A 14,683-nucleotide genomic window follows, 5' to 3' on the forward strand; every position below is an offset into this window, starting at 1 on the left:
GAATGATTCCTCACTGGGCAGCGAACTGCATTTCCGGTACGTGGTCCGGCACGATCAGTTTACCGGCAGTCTTGGCAACGATCTCTTCGACGCTGACACCCGGTGCGCGCTCTTTCAAAATGAACGCGCCGTTTTCGATTTCCAGGTAAGCCAGGTCAGTCAGCACGCGCTTGATGCACCCGGCGCCGGTCAGCGGCAGGCTGCATTGGGACAACAACTTGGACTCACCGTCCTTGGACGCGTGGGTCATGATGACGATGATGTTGTCGGCACCGGCTACCAGGTCCATCGCGCCGCCCATGCCCTTGACCAGTTTGCCGGGGATCATCCACGACGCGATGTTGCCTTGCACGTCCACTTCAAAGGCGCCCAGCACGGTCAGGTCGACATGACCACCACGGATCATCGCGAAGGACTCGGCGGAGGAGAAAATCGACGCGCCGGTACGTGCGGTCACGGTTTGCTTGCCGGCGTTGATCATGTCGGCATCAATGGTTTCTTCAGTAGGAAACGGACCCATGCCCAGCAAGCCGTTTTCCGACTGCAGCATGACTTCCATGCCTTCGGGGATGTAGTTGGCGACCAGGGTCGGAATGCCGATGCCCAGGTTCACGTAGAAGCCGTCCTGCATTTCGCGGGCGACGCGCTGAGCCATTTGTTCGCGGGAAAGTGCCATTGTCGTTATTCCTTCATTCGGTCCGGGGGCAGGGGATCACTTGCGTACGGTGCGCTGTTCGATGCGTTTCTCGAACGTGCCGCAGATGATCCGGTCGACGTAGATGCCAGGGGTGTGGATCTGCGCCGGGTCCAGCTCGCCGGGTTCGACGATTTCTTCGACTTCGACCACGGTGATCTTGCCGGCGGTGGCCGCCAGCGGGTTGAAGTTCTGGGCGGTGTGGCGATAGATCACGTTACCGAAATGGTCGGCTTTCCAGCCTTTGACGATGGCGAAGTCGCCGGTGATGGATTCTTCCATCAGGTACTTGCGGCCATGGAATTCGCGGACTTCCTTGCCGTCGGCGACAGGCGTGCCAACGCCGGTAGCGGTGAAGAAGGCCGGGATGCCGGCACCGCCTGCGCGCATTTTTTCAGCAAGGGTGCCTTGCGGGGTCAGGATGACTTCGATTTCGCCATTGAGCAGTTGCTCTTCGAACAGCTTGTTTTCGCCGACGTAGGACGCCACCACTTTGCTGATCTGGCGGTCGGTCAGCAGTACGCCGAGGCCGAAACCGTCGACGCCGCAGTTGTTGGAAACCACGGTGAGGTCGCGAGTACCTTTGCGCTTGATCTCGTTGATCAGGTTTTCCGGGATCCCGCACAGGCCGAAGCCGCCGGCGATCACGGTCATGCCGTCTTCAAGACCTGCCAACGCTTCCTCGTAGGAACTCACGCGCTTGTCGAAACCTGCCATATGCACCTCTTTTATTCTTTGTGGGCGGCTGGCTAGCCGAATGGGATGGAGTGTCTCGCTCGTGTATTCATTTGTTAAGTTGATTTTTAAGGTTAATTGATAGATAAAACTCAACAATATCCATGCCCGGGAGAAATCAAGTATGACCGTCAAGCAGATCCGCGCCTTTCTGGCCGTGGCCCAGAGCCTGAGCTTTGCCGTGGCCTGCGAGCGTCTGCACCTGTCGCAATCGGCCCTGAGCCTGACCATCAAGGCGTTGGAGGAAGGCCTGGGCGGGCGCTTGTTCACCCGCACAACGCGCAACGTGGCGCTCACCGCCGAAGGCGAATCCCTGGTGCCGCTGGCGCGCCGGTTGATCGCCGACTGGGACAATGCCGAGGATGAACTGCGCCAGCGCTTCACCCTGCAGCGCGGTCGCGTGACCCTGGCGGCGATGCCGTCGTTCGCCGGCAACCTGCTGCCGCCGATCCTCAAGACCTTTCGCGCCCGTTATCCGAACGTCAACGTGACGGTCAATGACGTGATCAACGAGCAAGTGCTGGAAATGGTCCGTGACCGCCAGGTTGAGCTGGGGGTGGCGTTCGAGCCGACCATGAGTTCGTCGCTGCAATTCACGCCGTTGTACATCGACCGATTCGTCGCAGTGGTGCCCCAGGATTGTGCACTGGCCGAACTCGATGACATCGACTGGCAGACCCTGCTCAAGGAACCGTTCATTACCTTGCAGCGTCCGTCCACCGTGCGGGTCATGCTTGAGGAGCATTTGCAGGCCCGCGGCATGAAACTGCCGGTGGAGTTTGAAAGCCATCAACTGGCGACAGTCGGGCGCATGGTCGCCAGTGGCCTGGGCGTGAGCGCGGTGCCAGCCCTGTGTGCCGGGCAGATGCGTGAGCTGGGCGCGCGTTGCATTACCTTGCGCGATCCGGTGGTGGAGCGGGCGCTTGGGGTATTGACGTTGCCTGGGGGAGAGCTGTCGGCGGCGGCGCAGGCGTTGTTTGATGTGCTCAAAGAGGAAAACCTTGGGCAACGAGTTGCCATGAGCTGATCACAATCCTCTGTAGGAGTGAGCCTGCTCGCGATGGCGGTGTGTCAGTTGACAAAGATGTTGTATGTGCCGGCCCCATCGTCGGAACGCCGCCCGGAGCCGGCTCACTCCTACAGGGATTGGGTTTTGTCAGTGGTCAAGGCGTTTGGCCAGTAACGGAAGAAGCTGCTCGCATGCCCCTTCGATCTTCAAATCCAGCATCTCATCGGCCCGGGTCTTGCCCAGGTTGATCGCGATCAACGGCTTGCCCTGATCCACCACCGCCCGGCACAAGCGAAATGCCGAATAGGCCATCAACGAAGACCCGAGTACCAACAACCCGGCAGCCCGTTCAACGGTCGCCATCGCCTTGGCCGCCGTGGCCTGCGCAACGTTCTCGCCAAAGAACACCACATCCGGTTTCATCCGTTCCCCGGCGCAATGCGGGCAGTGCGGGACCTGGAAGCGTGCCTCGAAGGCCGGGTCGAGCAAGGTGTCGCCGTCCGGCGCCTGTACCGCGTCGACGCCGGCCAGGTACGGATTCTGTGTTTCCATCAGGCGCTGGATCGAATCGCGCTCGCTGCGCCGACCGCAATCCAGGCACAAAACCCGGTGCAGACTGCCGTGGAGCTCGATCACGTCATGGCTGCCCGCCTGGTCGTGCAGGGTGTCGACGTTCTGGGTGATCAGCCCGCTGATCTGCCGCGTGCCTTGCAAACGGGCCAGGGTGTCGTGGGCCACGTTCGGCTGCGCCAGACGCACCCGTGGCCAACCGAGCATCGCCCGCGCCCAATAGCGCCGCCGAGACTCCGGGGCCGAGAGAAATTCCTGGTACATCATCGGCTGTCGGCCACGCCGCACGCCCTGGTTGTCGCGATAATCCGGAATGCCCGATGGCGTGCTGATACCGGCCCCGGTCAGCACGGCGAACGGCGCGTCGGCCATGAGCTGATGGAGGCGATCGAGCTGTTCATGGATCAGGCGGTCAAGCATGTCGGGAAACCTGTAGGAGCGAGCCTGCTCGCGATGGTCGTCAACGATAACACTGTAAGCCTGACACCCCCGCGGCGTGATCGTGTTTATCGCGAGCCAGCTCGCTCCTACAGAGAGGGCGGCGGTGTTTACTTACGCGCCTCCAGTATCAGGTTGAACGGCGTTTCCGTGGCCCGGCGGAAACGGGTGAATCCGGCCTCGCTGAACACCTTGCGCAACCGCGCTTCACCGGCCTGGGCGCCGAGGCCGAGGCCGACTTCCTGGGACAGCGAGTTGGGCGTGCAGATGAAGGTCGAGGCTGCGTAGAACAGGCGTCCGACCGGGTTGATGTTGTCGTCGAGCAAGTCGTTGGCGTAGGGCTCGACCAGCAGCACCGTGCCGTCGTCCTTCAGCGATTCATAAGCATGTTTGGCCGCACCCACCGGGTCGCCCATGTCGTGCAGGCAGTCGAAGTAGCAGATCAGGTCGTAGTCGCTGCCAGGATAGCTTTTGGCCGTGCCCTGGAAGAACCGGGCCCGACCGGACACACCGCCTTCCTCGGCGCGTTGGGTGGCGACGGTAACGGACGGCGCGTGGTAGTCGAAACCGACGAAGCGCGAATCCGCAAAGGCCTGGGCCATGATCACCGTGGAGGCGCCATGGCCGCAGCCGATGTCCGCCACTTTGGCCCCGGCTTCCAGTTTGGCCACCACACCGTCGAGGGCCGGCAACCATTCAGCGACCAGGTGGGCTTTGTAACCGGGGCGGAAGAAGCGTTCGGTGCCGCTGAACATGCACGGATGATGATCGCCCCAGGGCAGGGCGCCGTTGCCGCGCATGGCGTTGACCAGCTTGTCCTTGTCGTGGAAAAACGACGCGACCACGCTGATCCCGCCCGCCACATAGACCGGTGAGTCTTCGATTGCCAAAGCCATGGCTTGCTCTTCGGGCAGGCGGAACTGGCCGTCATGGTGTTCCATGTAGCCGGAGGCGGCATGGGCGCTGAGCCATTCGCGCAGCAGGCGGGTGTTGCAGCCGGTTTTCCCGGCAAGGGTTTCGGGGGTGATGGGCTGACTGTCGGCCATCGCCCGGTACAGGCCGAGCTCTTCGCCGAGGATGACGTTGGCGAGCATCGCCGCGCCGCCCATGTCATTCACCAGTTTACCCATGAAATCGTTGAGTCTGGCCTCGTCCATCATGTGTGCTCCTTGAGCAGGATCACGGTCCAGGGGCGGTGTCTGGCGAGGTGTTCGCCGCTGGGCGGTGGTCGTGGGAATGTGCAGGGCACCAAGCGGGTCCTGTGTGCGTTGAGTTTAGTTCGGGCCCTGCACTGCGCAGTCTGGCGCGACGAAAGCGACGATTTTCCTGCCGGCACATGACCCTGTGAGAGCGAGCTTGCTCGCGATGGCGACCTGGCAGGCGACATCCCTGTTGAGTGTGCCGGCACCTTCGCGAGCAAGCCCGCAAGGGATTTGTGTTGTGTATTCCATTGTGTCCAACCCCGGTTTCGATACACAGACACCCATTGTCGGCCCCTGTCGAACACAGTCCCGATACACCCTTTAGATTAACTGTGTCTCAAGGCGGGCACCTGCCCGCAATCCTGGACACATGCGAGATCGACACCATGCAGACATCCATTGCCCCCGTAGCCAGGGCCAGCGCAGGGCTTGGCCTGCGTCGCGGTTTACTCAAAGAACTGCAAGCGGCTCCGGCCGGACATTTCGACTTTCTGGAAGTCGCGCCGGAGAACTGGATCGGCATCGGCGGTGCCCATGGTGCGGCGCTACGGGCGCTGGCCGAGCGTTATCCGTTGTCCTGTCACGGCCTGTCCCTGTCCCTGGGCGGGGCATCGCCGCTGGACGTCGGGTTCTTGCAGGAAGTCCGGGTTTTTCTCGACCACTACAACGTAGCGCTGTACAGCGAGCATTTGAGCTATTGCAGCGATGACGGTCACCTGTACGACCTGTTGCCGCTGCCGTTTACCGAAGAAGCGGTGCACCACGTCGCCGCGCGTATCCGTCAGGCCCAGGACATCCTTGGCCGGCGCCTGGCGGTGGAAAACGTCTCCTACTACGCCGCGCCCCAACAGGACATGGACGAGGTGACGTTCACCAATGCGGTGTTGCGCGAGGCTGATTGCGACCTGCTGCTGGACGTCAACAATGTCTACGTCAACTCGATCAACCACGGTTTCGATCCGCAGGCGTTTCTCGCGGGCATCGATGCTGGCCGGGTGGTGGCGATGCATATCGCCGGGCATTTCGACGAGTCCGAGACCTTGAAGATCGACACCCATGGCGCTTCGGTGAAGCCGGCTGTGTGGTCGTTGCTGGCCCATGCCTACGCCCGGTTCGGTGCTCAGCCGACCTTGCTGGAGCGCGATTTCAATTTTCCGGCATTCGTCGAACTGGTGGCGGAACTGCAGACCATTCGCTGCCTGCAACAGGAGGTTTGAACCGTGGATAAACAATCGTTGCATCACCAGCAAAGCGCCATGGGCCGGTACCTGCGTGATCCCGAGCATTTCGCGCCACCGGCCGAAATGGACCCTGTCCGGGCGCAGGTGTATCGCGACCTGGTGTTTGCCAATCTGTCGTCATTGCTCAGTGGCACCTTTCCGGTGTTGGTGAAGATTTTGGGGGATGAGCACTGGCGTTCACTGGTACGGATTTTTCTTCGGGACTACCGCGCCCGCACGCCAAAATTCGGTGAGATTGCCCAGGAGTTTGTCGAGTTTCTCGCGGCCGGGCCTCATGCATTGAACGATGGGCCGTGGCCGCGGTTCATGGTGGAACTGGCGCATTACGAGTGGGTGGAAATGGCCTTGCAACAGTCCGACGCCGAGCCTCTGGTTGCCGGTGATGCTGCGTTGCTGCTGGAGCGGCCGTTGCAGGTGTCGGCGCTGGCCTGGCCGTTGGCGTATGCCTGGCCGGTGCAGCGGGTGGGGCCGGATCATCAGCCGGACGCTTTGCCTGATCAGCCGACATTGCTGTTGGTGCGGCGGGCGGAGGACTGGAGTGTGAGGTTTTCTGAATTGAGTCCGTTGGCGTGGCGGTTGTTGCAGAGAATTGACGAGTTTCCCGAAGTGACCGGGCGTGAGCAGTTGCAAGGATTGGCGGTTGAGGCGGGGCAGGTTGGTTCATCGGCGTTTTTCGAAGGTGGTCTGAGGTTGTTGCGGCAGATGCATGGGGATGGGGTTGTTGGGGTTGTTTGAACTTGGCGGCCTCTGGGCCGACCAGGTTGTTGGTTGATTGAGTACATATCCGTTTCTGCGGTAACGGCGGCTGGCGGTTTCGCCCTTACGGCGAGTCCCTTTTGGCAAACGCCCCAAAAGGAACCAAAAGGTCTCGCCCCTTACGTACGGCCCCTCGCTGAGGCTCGGGGTTCCTTCGCTCCGGCATTCATCCGGGGGCATTGCCCTCCGGTCGGCTTCGCTTCGACCTACATGCAATGAGTTCGACTGCGTCGAACGGCGCTGCGCGCCAATCCCCGGATGAACACCTGCGCTCAGCCTGCCGAGGGGGCGGGTGGATCAAGATCAAGAGCTGCAGGCGAGCTAATGCTCGGCCTGTTGAGTGGTGAAAAGCGGCGGGTGTACGCCGATCTGCCTTTGCTTTTCTGTAGGAGCTGCGGTGCGGCGATCCGACTTGCCAGCGAAGGCGGCCTGTCAGCCGACCAATTTCTTTCGAATGTACCCAGCCCAACTGTAGCTGCCGAAGGCTGCGATCTTTTGCTCTTGTTTGTCATGAATAAAGCCAAAAGATCGCAGCCTCGTTGCACTCGACAGCGCCTACAGGGAAATGCGCACGCATGAAGAACCAGGCCGGCCAGCCGACCATTTTTTTACGGCAGGTCCAGCATTCCTCGCCCCCGACCCGAAAACTTCTACCCCGGCAACTTCAGCTCCGCACACAACCCGCCACCTTCACGATTGCTCAAGGTCAACGACCCTCCAATGGCAATTGCCAATTGCTGGGCAATTGCCAGTCCCAGCCCGGTGCCGCCGGTGCTGCGGTTGCGGGAATTTTCAACGCGGTAGAACGGTTCCATCACTTGCTTGAGTTCTTCTTCGGCGATGCCCGGGCCGCGGTCGAGGATCCTGATCGACAGGTTGCCATCGGCCTGTTTTTCCACATGCAACTCGGCAGCACCGGCAAATTTCAATGCGTTGTCCGTGAGGTTGACCAGCACCCGGCGCAAGGCGTGGGGGCGGGTTTCGATGACGGTGGCGCTTTTGCCTTCGAGCTGCACGTCCTTGCCCATGTCCTGGTAGTCGAACACCAGGCTGTCGAGGAACGAGTCGAGATCGGTGCGGCGGCTTTCCTCAGTGGCGCCGTGGATGCTGCGGGCGTAGGCGACGCCTTCGCGGACCAGGTGTTCCATCTCACCCAGGTCGTTCCACAGTTTGTCCTTTTCGCTGGAGTCGTCCATGAGCTCGGCGCGCAGTTTCATGCGGGTGATCGGGGTTTGCAGGTCGTGGGAAATCGCCGCAAGCAACTGCATGCGTTCCTTCAGATAGGCCGCGATGCGTGCCTGCATCGAGTTGAAGGCCTTGGCAGCGTGGGCGACTTCGGTCGGGCCTTTTTCGTCCAGGAGTACCGGGTGTGCGTTGGGGTCCAGGGTTTCAACGGCCCCGGCGAGGCGGGTGAGGGGGCGGATGGCGATTCTGACCGCCAGCCAGGAACAGGCAAGCATCAGCGCCAGTTGCCCGAGCAGCACGATGGGCAACCAGGGCGACAACGGGACCATCGCCGGGCGGACGTCGATGGTCAACGGGCTGCCATCCGCCAGGTTCAGGTGCACCTGAAAATGTTTTTTCGGCCCGGGGATGTCGGTAAAGGTCATCGGGTAATCGTGGCCGATGGCGTCTTTGATCGAGGCGATGGCAATGGGCGTATCGGGCATGTCGGTGCGGATGGGCGTGCCCGGCGAACCCTCATTGAGCAGGTAGCTGTAATTGCGCCGCTCCAGTTGTTGCAGCCAGCCGGCCCGCTCGTTCGCGGGCAAGCGGTCGAGGATGGCTATGGACGTGGAAACGTCGGTTTCCAGGTTGCCGAGCATCGTGTTTTTCGAGGATTCGTAGCGCTCGTAATACTGCGCGCCGAAGGACAGCGCCTGGGCGAGGATCAGGCCGATCAGGAAAATCAGCGACAGCCGCGAGGCCAGGGTCCTCGGCCAATGCAGCGCCTGCGTCATGATTGATCGCCCAGGATTTCCACCGGCAGGGAGAACACATAGCCTTCGCTGCGCACGGTCTTGATGTAGGCCGGCTCGCGGGCGTCGTCCAGCAGGCGCTGGCGCAGGCGACTGACCAGCAAGTCGATGGAGCGGTCGAACAGGTCGGCATCGCGACCCTGGGTCAGGTTCAGCAGCTGATCACGGTTGAGCACTCGTTGCGGATGATCGAGAAACACCCGCAGCAATCGATACTCGGCACCGCTCAGGGCAACCATGGTGCCGTCTCCATCGAGCAGGTGCCGGGCCGAGGTGTCCAGGCGCCAGCGGCCGAAGGCCAACAAGCGGCTGGCTTCGGTCACCACCAGGTTCGGCGGCAGCATGCGGGTGCGTCGCAGCACCGCGTTGATCCGCGCCAGCAGTTCACGGGCAGCGAATGGCTTGACCAGATAGTCGTCGGCGCCCATTTCCAGACCGAGGATACGGTCGGTTTCATCGTTGCGGGCGGTGAGCATCAGCACTGGCGTGGTCTTGTGTTTGCCGGCGCGCAATTCGCGGCACAACAGCAAGCCATCGTCCCCCGGCATCATGATGTCGAGCACGATCAGGTCCACCGGCGTGGTTTCCAGAAAAGCGCGCATCTGCCGTCCATCCGCTACGACCGTGGTGCGCAGGCCGTTCTTCTTCAGGTAGTTGCCAACCAGTTCGCGGATTTCGCGGTCATCGTCAACGATGAGGATGTGATCAACGTGATCCATTGGGCCAAACCTCTGGTAAATGGGGAATGCCACACAGTCTATCGAGCCTTGGCGGGCTCGCCTGCCGTCCTTTGTATTGCAGTGTATCTGGCTTGCCTGAGGATACACACGAAGGTAAAAAAGCCGATTTTCAGCGGTTTTGTATTGCTCTGTATCTGCGCCCGGTTCTGATACGCAGCGATTGATTCACGCCGATTTCCGACACAGCCGAGATACCTCGCAAGCTTTTAATAGGTTCCATCGAGGCAAACCAGACCGCCTCGGATCAACCAACGATCAACCTGTTGAAACCTTGAGGGACTCGCCATGAACACCAAAGCCATCTACGCAGCGTGCCTGTTTGCCGCCCTGAACATCTGCACCTTGTCGGCCCGTGCCGAAGCCGATGTCGCGCCCGAAAACTACACCTACGGCACCCACCTTGACATCAGGAAAGTGGTGTCGCTGACCGAGGACGCTTCGCCTTCCTGCGGCGTGGTGAATGCGCGGTTGACCTACCTCGACACCCAGTCGAAATCCCAGGTGCTCGATTACCGCAAATTCGCCGACAACTGCAACTCGGAAAACTGAGTGTCGCGCCCAACGACCGCTTAATCCATTTGAATCAGGAAGGACATCATGAACAACGTTTCCCGCATTTTGACCGCCATCGCCTTTTCCGTCGCCGGTGCGGCGGTCCATGCCAACGCCGCTGTCGAGCAAAGCGCCTGCACCAGCAACACCTGCTTCCAGCTCACACCGGTGGCGGAGAAGGGCGCCCATGGCTTCCTTGCGCAGGACGGTTCCAGCCGTACACCGCAAGGGCAGTTGCTGGATGAACAGACCGTTTGAGAACACCCCCAATCCATTGTAGGAGCGAGCCTGCTCGCGATGGCGTCGGGTCAGGCGATACATCGTTGACCGAACAATCGCTATCGCGAGCAGGCTCGCTCCTACAGTGGTGATGTGTTGCCCTTTAATTTGCATCAGGTGATCCCATGTTACTCATCGCTTTCCTGGGCGGCATATTGACCGTCCTCAGCCCGTGCATCCTGCCGGTCGTACCATTCCTGTTTGCCGGGGCCGACCGCACACGCTCCTCGATCCTGCTCACCCTCGGCGGCATGGTCCTGACCTTCGCCCTGGTCTCCAGCCTGGCCGTGGTCAGCAGTGAGTGGGTGATTCAGGCCAGCAACACTGGCCGCCACGTCGCCCTGTTCGTGATGGTGCTGTTCGCCCTGTCGCTGATCTCCGCCCGGGTCGGTGACTGGCTGGCGCGGCCCTTCGTGTTGCTGGGCAATCGCATCGACCCGAACTCGCGCAAGGTGTCCGGGCCACTGGCCTCGATCATGATCGGTGTCGCCACCGGGCTGCTCTGGGCACCGTGCGCCGGGCCGATCCTCGGGGTGATTCTGACCAGCGCCATGCTGCAGGGCGCGAACGCCGGCACCAGTCTGTTGTTGGTGGCCTATGGCGCGGGCAGTGCGCTGTCCCTGGGTACCCTGATCTTTGCCGGTCGCGGCCTGGTCAATCGCTTGAAACCGTCGATTCCGGTTACGGGCTGGTTGCGCCGTGGCGCCGGGGTTGCGGTGCTGGCCGGGGCGGCGGTGATTGCAACAGGGGCCAACGACCTGTTGCTGGCCAATACTTCTTCGCAAGGTGTCAGCAGTGTCGAGAGGGGTGTGCTGGAGACCGTGCCGAAAGTCGTCGATTACCTGGTCAGCAAGGTCAAGGCCGACAGCACCATGGGCAACGCCCAGGGCGCCATGCCGTCGCTGGCCGGCGCAGTGGACTGGCTCAACTCGTCCGCACTGAGCAACGAAGCGCTGAAAGGCAAAGTGGTGCTGGTGGACTTCTGGACCTTCGACTGCATCAACTGCAAGCACACCCTGCCGTACGTGAAGGACTGGGCAAGGAAATACGAAAAGGACGGACTGGTGGTGATCGGCGTGCACACGCCCGAATACGGCTTTGAACGGATCATCGACAACGTCAGGGCCAAGGTGAAGGAGTACGGCATCACCTACCCGGTGGCGATCGACAACAACTACGCGATCTGGCGCAACTTCGACAACCAGTACTGGCCGGCGCACTACCTGATCGATGCCAAGGGGCAGGTGCGTTACACCCACTTCGGTGAAGGCAGCTACGACACGCAGGAGCAAATGATTCAGCAGTTGCTGGAGGAGGCCAAGGCCGGCGCGCCAGCGGCGTAATCCACTCGATCAATGGCTCACAGGTCCCGAGCCATGAGCCATTGATCTTTTTCCCACGCCTCAAAACGCCCCAGCACCACCCAGCCGCGCTTGGCGTAATAAGTGCTCTGGTCCTGGGTAGGCAGGTAGATCCTCTTCTCGCCGCTGGCTTTGGCTTGCGCGCAACGTGGTATCTCCGGACGATCGGGCAGGGCTGACCGACGATCGGACAGGACGCCAACGCCGGTGAGGGCGATAGTTGGCCCACAGGGTGAGTGCCGCCCTGCCATCCAGAACAAGAAAAGAGAGGTTGCCATGCCAAAATTCGTCATTGAGCGCGAGATCCAGGGCGCTGGAGCATTGTCGGAAAGGGATTTGCAAGCCGCTTCGCAAAAGTCCTGCCGGGCGTTGCGTGGGTTGCCAGAGGTACAGTGGCTGCAGAGCTATGTCACCGGTGACAAGCTCTACTGCGTGTACATCTCGCCGAGCGAGGAGCAGATTCAGGAGCACGCAAGGCTGAGCGGTTTTCCTGCCAACCGTATTTCCCAGGTCATGAATATCATCGACCCGACAACGGCGGAGTGAATACCTGGAAATGGTGATCACGCGGCAGTGAGCGATAACAATGCAAAACCCTGTGGGAGCGAGCTTGCTCGCGATAGCGGAGTTTCAGCCACAGCACTTGTGACTGGACGACCGCCATCGCGAGCAAGCTCGCTCCCACAGGGGGAATGGTGATGTCGGCTAAATGACCTTCGCCCCACGGGCCTCCAGCAACTCGCGCAACACCGAGCGATGACAATGCACCTCATCCTCGCAATAACAGCCCACGGCCAGGGACGTCCGGTGGGACAACGCGGCCAGCAGGTCCAGCATTTGACTGGCCGCGGGCTGGTTCATCTCGGCCTTGAATTTGCGTCTGAACACCTCCCAGGCCTTGGCGTCTTGCGCAGCCTTGGCCTCGGCCACCAGCTCCGCGCTGGGTGACAGCAACGGCTGCCAGACATCATAAAAATCCCGACGGGCGAATTCGGCTTTCGGTACGCCGCGGGGAGGGCGGCGTACCGTACCCAGGCGCAAACCTTCGTCGGGGCGGCGCGGTGATCCGAGTTGAACGATATGGACCGCCATGGCTACTTGTGCCTCGATTCGTCGAACCACTCCAGCGCCGTGCGCCACAGGCAGATACCCAGGAAGTACGCCGACATCAGCAGCCACAGCCCCATCACCAGCGGGTTGATCAACGGATGGTTGAGCACCAGCGACAAACTGCACAGCAACCAGATGGCCGTCACCGCAATGTTGATCGGCATGAAGCGGCGCACGCGAAACGGGTGCAGGAATTTCATCCGGCTCACGGTCAGCAGGGACAGGCCAATGACTGTAACGAAGGTGATCCACGGTGACGGGGCGATGATGTACAGGCACAGGGCAACCACGTTCCAGGCGGCGGGGAAGCCCTGGAAGTAGTTGTCCTTGCTCTTCATGTTGACGTTGCAGAAGCAGAACAGCGACGACACCAGAATCAGCGACACGCTCAGCAGCAAGGTGTAGTCCGGCAACGGAATGTAGCGATAGATGAACAGCGCCGGGATGAACACATAGGTCAGGTAATCGATCACCAGGTCGAGGATCGAGCCATCGAAGCTCGGCAACACCGACTGCACGTTGACCTTGCGTGCCAGCGCACCGTCCAGCCCGTCGACGATCAGGGCGACACCCAGCCACAGCAGGCAATGGGTCGGCTGGTTATCCAGCAGGGACAGGGTGGCGAGGAAAGCGGTGACCACGCCAGTGGCGGTAAAACCATGGGCGCCCCATGCTTTGAGCCTGGCGATGTACAGGGTTGAAATCACGGGGGCGTTCTCCAGTGAATGAAGCAAGCCAGTTGTCACCCCGCGTACGGGGGCGGTGGCAAACCGGGTGGGGTTGCAGCTATCGACCGGGTATCCGGGAATAAGGTTCACCACCCATGAATCTTATCTAAACGGACCGGACAAATCCGCGCTCGCGAAGGCGCGTCAGCCCAACGGTGCTGGCACATTCACCTGCGAGGTCCATCGTGGCCTGACTGGATAAACCCCCTGCAAAAGAGAACCAGCGTCTGATCAGCACTGAAATCGGGCGTCACCGCGCAGCCTCCAGGGTCGTCCGGTGGCCTTGGTCCGCGCGCCGGATGGTATCGCTGGAGAGCTGTTTTTCCAGAAGAATGCCGAACAACCGGCAATCACCGTCGCAAGGCGTCGGCGAGTCGGGAAGAGAAAGTGAAGGGTACGGTCAGGGAGGGAACCTCAGGTGGCGAGGGAGCAAGCTCCCTCGCCACCTGGGCGGGTGTTACTTGAGGAACGCCTGGAAGTCAGTGCCCAGTTTGTCGATCGCAGCCTTGAAGTCCTTGGCGGTAATCTTCTGGCTTTCGTTTTCCAGGGCGGTGCCAAACACCTTGCGCACCACTTTGGCCACGGTCTGGTTGCTCTTGGCGTCAACGAACTCGGCTTCGATGAACAGGGTGGTGTCCTGGTCGCGGTGACCGGTGGCGGCCTGAGTCGCGCCGACAACGGCTGCGATCGGTACCACTTCATACCACTTCATGCCTTCGTTCTCGGCGTTCACCCCGGTAATCGCCGCCCGCATGATCAGGGTCCGGGAACCCGCCGGGGCGGATGAGGAAGTGGGTACTACGCGGTACTTCTGACCCAGCGAGGCCTTGGCCTTGCTGGTCATGTAGTTCTGAATGTCGGTCAGCGTCTGCTGGTTGACCCGCTCATCGGGTTTGGGGGCCGGGTACAACTCCAGTTTGTTGAACACCACAGTGTCATAAGCATTCGGGTTCCACGAAGGGCTGACCCAGCGCATCGCGGTCCCGCCGCTCTGCGTTTCGACTTCCTGCAGATTGTTGTAGTTGGACAGGAAGCCAGAGTATTGCGCCTTCTCCGTCACTTTCGAGGTGCAACCGCCTAACAACAGACTGGCCAGCGCGGCGCCGACAAGCAGGTTTCGGGACAGATTCATAATGGTGTTTACTCCTTGGATGAAGTCGTCGTTCTTTCGTTTACAAAACATCAGAATCGCCAGGTCATGTTGCCGCTCAGGGCTTGGATCCAGGCATTGTCGAATTGACCGGAGAGTTGATCGCCCGACACGGATTTGGTCTGCTCGTCCGGCATGC

General features: G+C 60.9%; 17 protein-coding genes and 1 pseudogene. 8 read left to right on the forward strand and 10 right to left on the reverse strand.

Annotated elements, in window-relative coordinates; genetic code table 11:
• Positions 1 to 10: 10 nt before the first annotated feature.
• Together ACM6IK_RS24175 and ACM6IK_RS24180 are read right to left on the reverse strand one after the other, a co-directional pair.
• Entirely contained in the window at positions 11 to 676 is a 666-nt protein-coding gene (locus ACM6IK_RS24175; RefSeq protein WP_008026717.1) for a CoA transferase subunit B, read from the reverse strand.
• Between the two features lie 36 nt (positions 677 to 712).
• Entirely contained in the window at positions 713 to 1,411 is a 699-nt protein-coding gene (locus tag ACM6IK_RS24180) for a CoA transferase subunit A (RefSeq protein WP_223545995.1), read from the reverse strand.
• 142 nt (positions 1,412 to 1,553) lie between these two features.
• Here ACM6IK_RS24180 and ACM6IK_RS24185 point away from each other — a divergent pair, with 142 nt between their 5' ends.
• Positions 1,554 to 2,456 carry a LysR substrate-binding domain-containing protein gene (locus ACM6IK_RS24185; protein WP_414876330.1) on the forward strand — a complete coding sequence of 301 codons (903 nt, stop codon included), beginning with the start codon at positions 1,554 to 1,556 and terminating at the stop codon, positions 2,454 to 2,456.
• A 129-nt stretch (positions 2,457 to 2,585) separates the two neighbouring features.
• Here the strand turns inward: ACM6IK_RS24185 and ACM6IK_RS24190 are convergent, their stop codons facing one another.
• Both ACM6IK_RS24190 and ACM6IK_RS24195 read right to left on the reverse strand, forming a co-directional pair.
• Positions 2,586 to 3,428 (reverse strand): NAD-dependent protein deacetylase, encoded by an 843-nt coding sequence (locus tag ACM6IK_RS24190; protein WP_414876331.1) that lies wholly within the window; start codon positions 3,426 to 3,428, stop codon positions 2,586 to 2,588.
• A 128-nt stretch (positions 3,429 to 3,556) separates the two neighbouring features.
• On the reverse strand, positions 3,557 to 4,603 hold the full coding sequence (locus tag ACM6IK_RS24195) for a class I SAM-dependent methyltransferase (protein WP_414876332.1): 1,047 nt from the start codon (positions 4,601 to 4,603) through the stop codon (positions 3,557 to 3,559).
• Positions 4,604 to 5,034: 431 nt separating this feature from the next.
• Between ACM6IK_RS24195 and ACM6IK_RS24200 the strand changes: the two genes are divergently transcribed.
• Together ACM6IK_RS24200 and ACM6IK_RS24205 are read left to right on the forward strand one after the other, a co-directional pair.
• The gene (locus ACM6IK_RS24200) at positions 5,035 to 5,865 is read left to right on the forward strand and encodes a DUF692 domain-containing protein (protein WP_414876333.1); all 831 of its coding nucleotides are present in this window, start codon (positions 5,035 to 5,037) and stop codon (positions 5,863 to 5,865) included.
• Positions 5,866 to 5,868: 3 nt separating this feature from the next.
• Complete coding sequence (locus ACM6IK_RS24205) at positions 5,869 to 6,624, forward strand: DUF2063 domain-containing protein (protein ID WP_414876334.1); 756 nt, start codon at positions 5,869 to 5,871, stop codon at positions 6,622 to 6,624.
• 671 nt (positions 6,625 to 7,295) lie between these two features.
• On the opposite strand, the gene ACM6IK_RS24210 is transcribed toward ACM6IK_RS24205, so the two are convergent.
• Positions 7,296 to 8,606, reverse strand: coding sequence for an ATP-binding protein (locus ACM6IK_RS24210; RefSeq protein ID WP_414876335.1), 1,311 nt, complete (start codon positions 8,604 to 8,606; stop codon positions 7,296 to 7,298).
• A complete protein-coding gene (locus ACM6IK_RS24215; RefSeq protein WP_414876336.1) occupies positions 8,603 to 9,343 on the reverse strand; it encodes a response regulator in 741 nt (246 codons plus the stop codon). Before ACM6IK_RS24215 ends, ACM6IK_RS24210 begins: the two co-directional genes overlap by 4 nt.
• Positions 9,344 to 9,649: 306 nt before the next feature.
• Between ACM6IK_RS24215 and ACM6IK_RS24220 the strand changes: the two genes are divergently transcribed.
• From ACM6IK_RS24220 to ACM6IK_RS24230, 3 genes are all read left to right on the forward strand, one after another.
• Positions 9,650 to 9,913 carry a DUF2790 domain-containing protein gene (locus tag ACM6IK_RS24220; protein WP_414876337.1) on the forward strand — a complete coding sequence of 88 codons (264 nt, stop codon included), beginning with the start codon at positions 9,650 to 9,652 and terminating at the stop codon, positions 9,911 to 9,913.
• 48 nt (positions 9,914 to 9,961) lie between these two features.
• Positions 9,962 to 10,174 (forward strand): hypothetical protein, encoded by a 213-nt coding sequence (locus ACM6IK_RS24225; protein ID WP_414876338.1) that lies wholly within the window; start codon positions 9,962 to 9,964, stop codon positions 10,172 to 10,174.
• Between the two features lie 146 nt (positions 10,175 to 10,320).
• A complete protein-coding gene (locus tag ACM6IK_RS24230; RefSeq protein ID WP_414876339.1) occupies positions 10,321 to 11,538 on the forward strand; it encodes a cytochrome c biogenesis protein DipZ in 1,218 nt (405 codons plus the stop codon).
• A gap of 17 nt (positions 11,539 to 11,555) precedes the next feature.
• Here ACM6IK_RS24230 and ACM6IK_RS24235 read toward each other — a convergent pair whose 3' ends face one another.
• Positions 11,556 to 11,834, reverse strand: coding sequence for a hypothetical protein (locus ACM6IK_RS24235; RefSeq protein WP_414876340.1), 279 nt, complete (start codon positions 11,832 to 11,834; stop codon positions 11,556 to 11,558).
• On the opposite strand from ACM6IK_RS24235, the gene ACM6IK_RS24240 reads away from it, so the two are divergent.
• On the forward strand, positions 11,833 to 12,102 hold the full coding sequence (locus ACM6IK_RS24240; RefSeq protein WP_414876341.1) for a DUF4242 domain-containing protein: 270 nt from the start codon (positions 11,833 to 11,835) through the stop codon (positions 12,100 to 12,102). The two genes, ACM6IK_RS24235 and ACM6IK_RS24240, sit on opposite strands and share 2 nt — an antisense overlap.
• A gap of 159 nt (positions 12,103 to 12,261) precedes the next feature.
• On the opposite strand, the gene ACM6IK_RS24245 is transcribed toward ACM6IK_RS24240, so the two are convergent.
• On the reverse strand, positions 12,262 to 12,648 hold the full coding sequence (locus ACM6IK_RS24245) for a DUF488 domain-containing protein (RefSeq protein WP_414876342.1): 387 nt from the start codon (positions 12,646 to 12,648) through the stop codon (positions 12,262 to 12,264).
• A 2-nt stretch (positions 12,649 to 12,650) separates the two neighbouring features.
• Positions 12,651 to 13,373: a phosphatidylcholine synthase gene (gene pcsA, locus ACM6IK_RS24250; RefSeq protein WP_108218059.1), complete on the reverse strand. Its 723-nt coding sequence runs from the start codon at positions 13,371 to 13,373 to the stop codon at positions 12,651 to 12,653.
• 283 nt (positions 13,374 to 13,656) lie between these two features.
• On the opposite strand from pcsA, the pseudogene ACM6IK_RS24255 reads away from it, so the two are divergent.
• A pseudogene (locus tag ACM6IK_RS24255) lies at positions 13,657 to 13,776 on the forward strand (hypothetical protein); the annotation flags it as partial.
• A gap of 75 nt (positions 13,777 to 13,851) precedes the next feature.
• Here ACM6IK_RS24255 and ACM6IK_RS24260 read toward each other — a convergent pair.
• Positions 13,852 to 14,526, reverse strand: a complete 675-nt coding sequence (locus ACM6IK_RS24260) for a DUF3313 domain-containing protein (protein ID WP_414876343.1) — start codon at positions 14,524 to 14,526, stop codon at positions 13,852 to 13,854.
• Between the last annotated feature and the right edge of the window lie 157 nt (positions 14,527 to 14,683).

The sequence above is a fragment of the Pseudomonas sp. IT-196MI5 genome, assembly GCF_949767415.1.
Taxonomy (GTDB): domain Bacteria; phylum Pseudomonadota; class Gammaproteobacteria; order Pseudomonadales; family Pseudomonadaceae; genus Aquipseudomonas.

Excerpts from the sequence above, each read along its gene's own strand:
- ACM6IK_RS24230 (WP_414876339.1), top strand. The coding sequence starts at position 10,321 with ATGTTACTCATCGCTTTCCTGGGCGGCATATTGACCGTCCTCAGCCCG.
- ACM6IK_RS24175 (WP_008026717.1), bottom strand. The coding sequence starts at position 676 with ATGGCACTTTCCCGCGAACAAATGGCTCAGCGCGTCGCCCGCGAAATG.
- ACM6IK_RS24190 (WP_414876331.1), bottom strand. The coding sequence starts at position 3,428 with ATGCTTGACCGCCTGATCCATGAACAGCTCGATCGCCTCCATCAGCTC.
- ACM6IK_RS24180 (WP_223545995.1), bottom strand. The coding sequence starts at position 1,411 with ATGGCAGGTTTCGACAAGCGCGTGAGTTCCTACGAGGAAGCGTTGGCA.
- ACM6IK_RS24240 (WP_414876341.1), top strand. The coding sequence starts at position 11,833 with ATGCCAAAATTCGTCATTGAGCGCGAGATCCAGGGCGCTGGAGCATTG.
- ACM6IK_RS24210 (WP_414876335.1), bottom strand. The coding sequence starts at position 8,606 with ATGACGCAGGCGCTGCATTGGCCGAGGACCCTGGCCTCGCGGCTGTCG.
- ACM6IK_RS24200 (WP_414876333.1), top strand. The coding sequence starts at position 5,035 with ATGCAGACATCCATTGCCCCCGTAGCCAGGGCCAGCGCAGGGCTTGGC.
- ACM6IK_RS24215 (WP_414876336.1), bottom strand. The coding sequence starts at position 9,343 with ATGGATCACGTTGATCACATCCTCATCGTTGACGATGACCGCGAAATC.
- ACM6IK_RS24235 (WP_414876340.1), bottom strand. The coding sequence starts at position 11,834 with ATGGCAACCTCTCTTTTCTTGTTCTGGATGGCAGGGCGGCACTCACCC.
- ACM6IK_RS24195 (WP_414876332.1), bottom strand. The coding sequence starts at position 4,603 with ATGGACGAGGCCAGACTCAACGATTTCATGGGTAAACTGGTGAATGAC.
- ACM6IK_RS24245 (WP_414876342.1), bottom strand. The coding sequence starts at position 12,648 with ATGGCGGTCCATATCGTTCAACTCGGATCACCGCGCCGCCCCGACGAA.
- ACM6IK_RS24225 (WP_414876338.1), top strand. The coding sequence starts at position 9,962 with ATGAACAACGTTTCCCGCATTTTGACCGCCATCGCCTTTTCCGTCGCC.
- ACM6IK_RS24220 (WP_414876337.1), top strand. The coding sequence starts at position 9,650 with ATGAACACCAAAGCCATCTACGCAGCGTGCCTGTTTGCCGCCCTGAAC.
- ACM6IK_RS24260 (WP_414876343.1), bottom strand. The coding sequence starts at position 14,526 with ATGAATCTGTCCCGAAACCTGCTTGTCGGCGCCGCGCTGGCCAGTCTG.
- ACM6IK_RS24185 (WP_414876330.1), top strand. The coding sequence starts at position 1,554 with ATGACCGTCAAGCAGATCCGCGCCTTTCTGGCCGTGGCCCAGAGCCTG.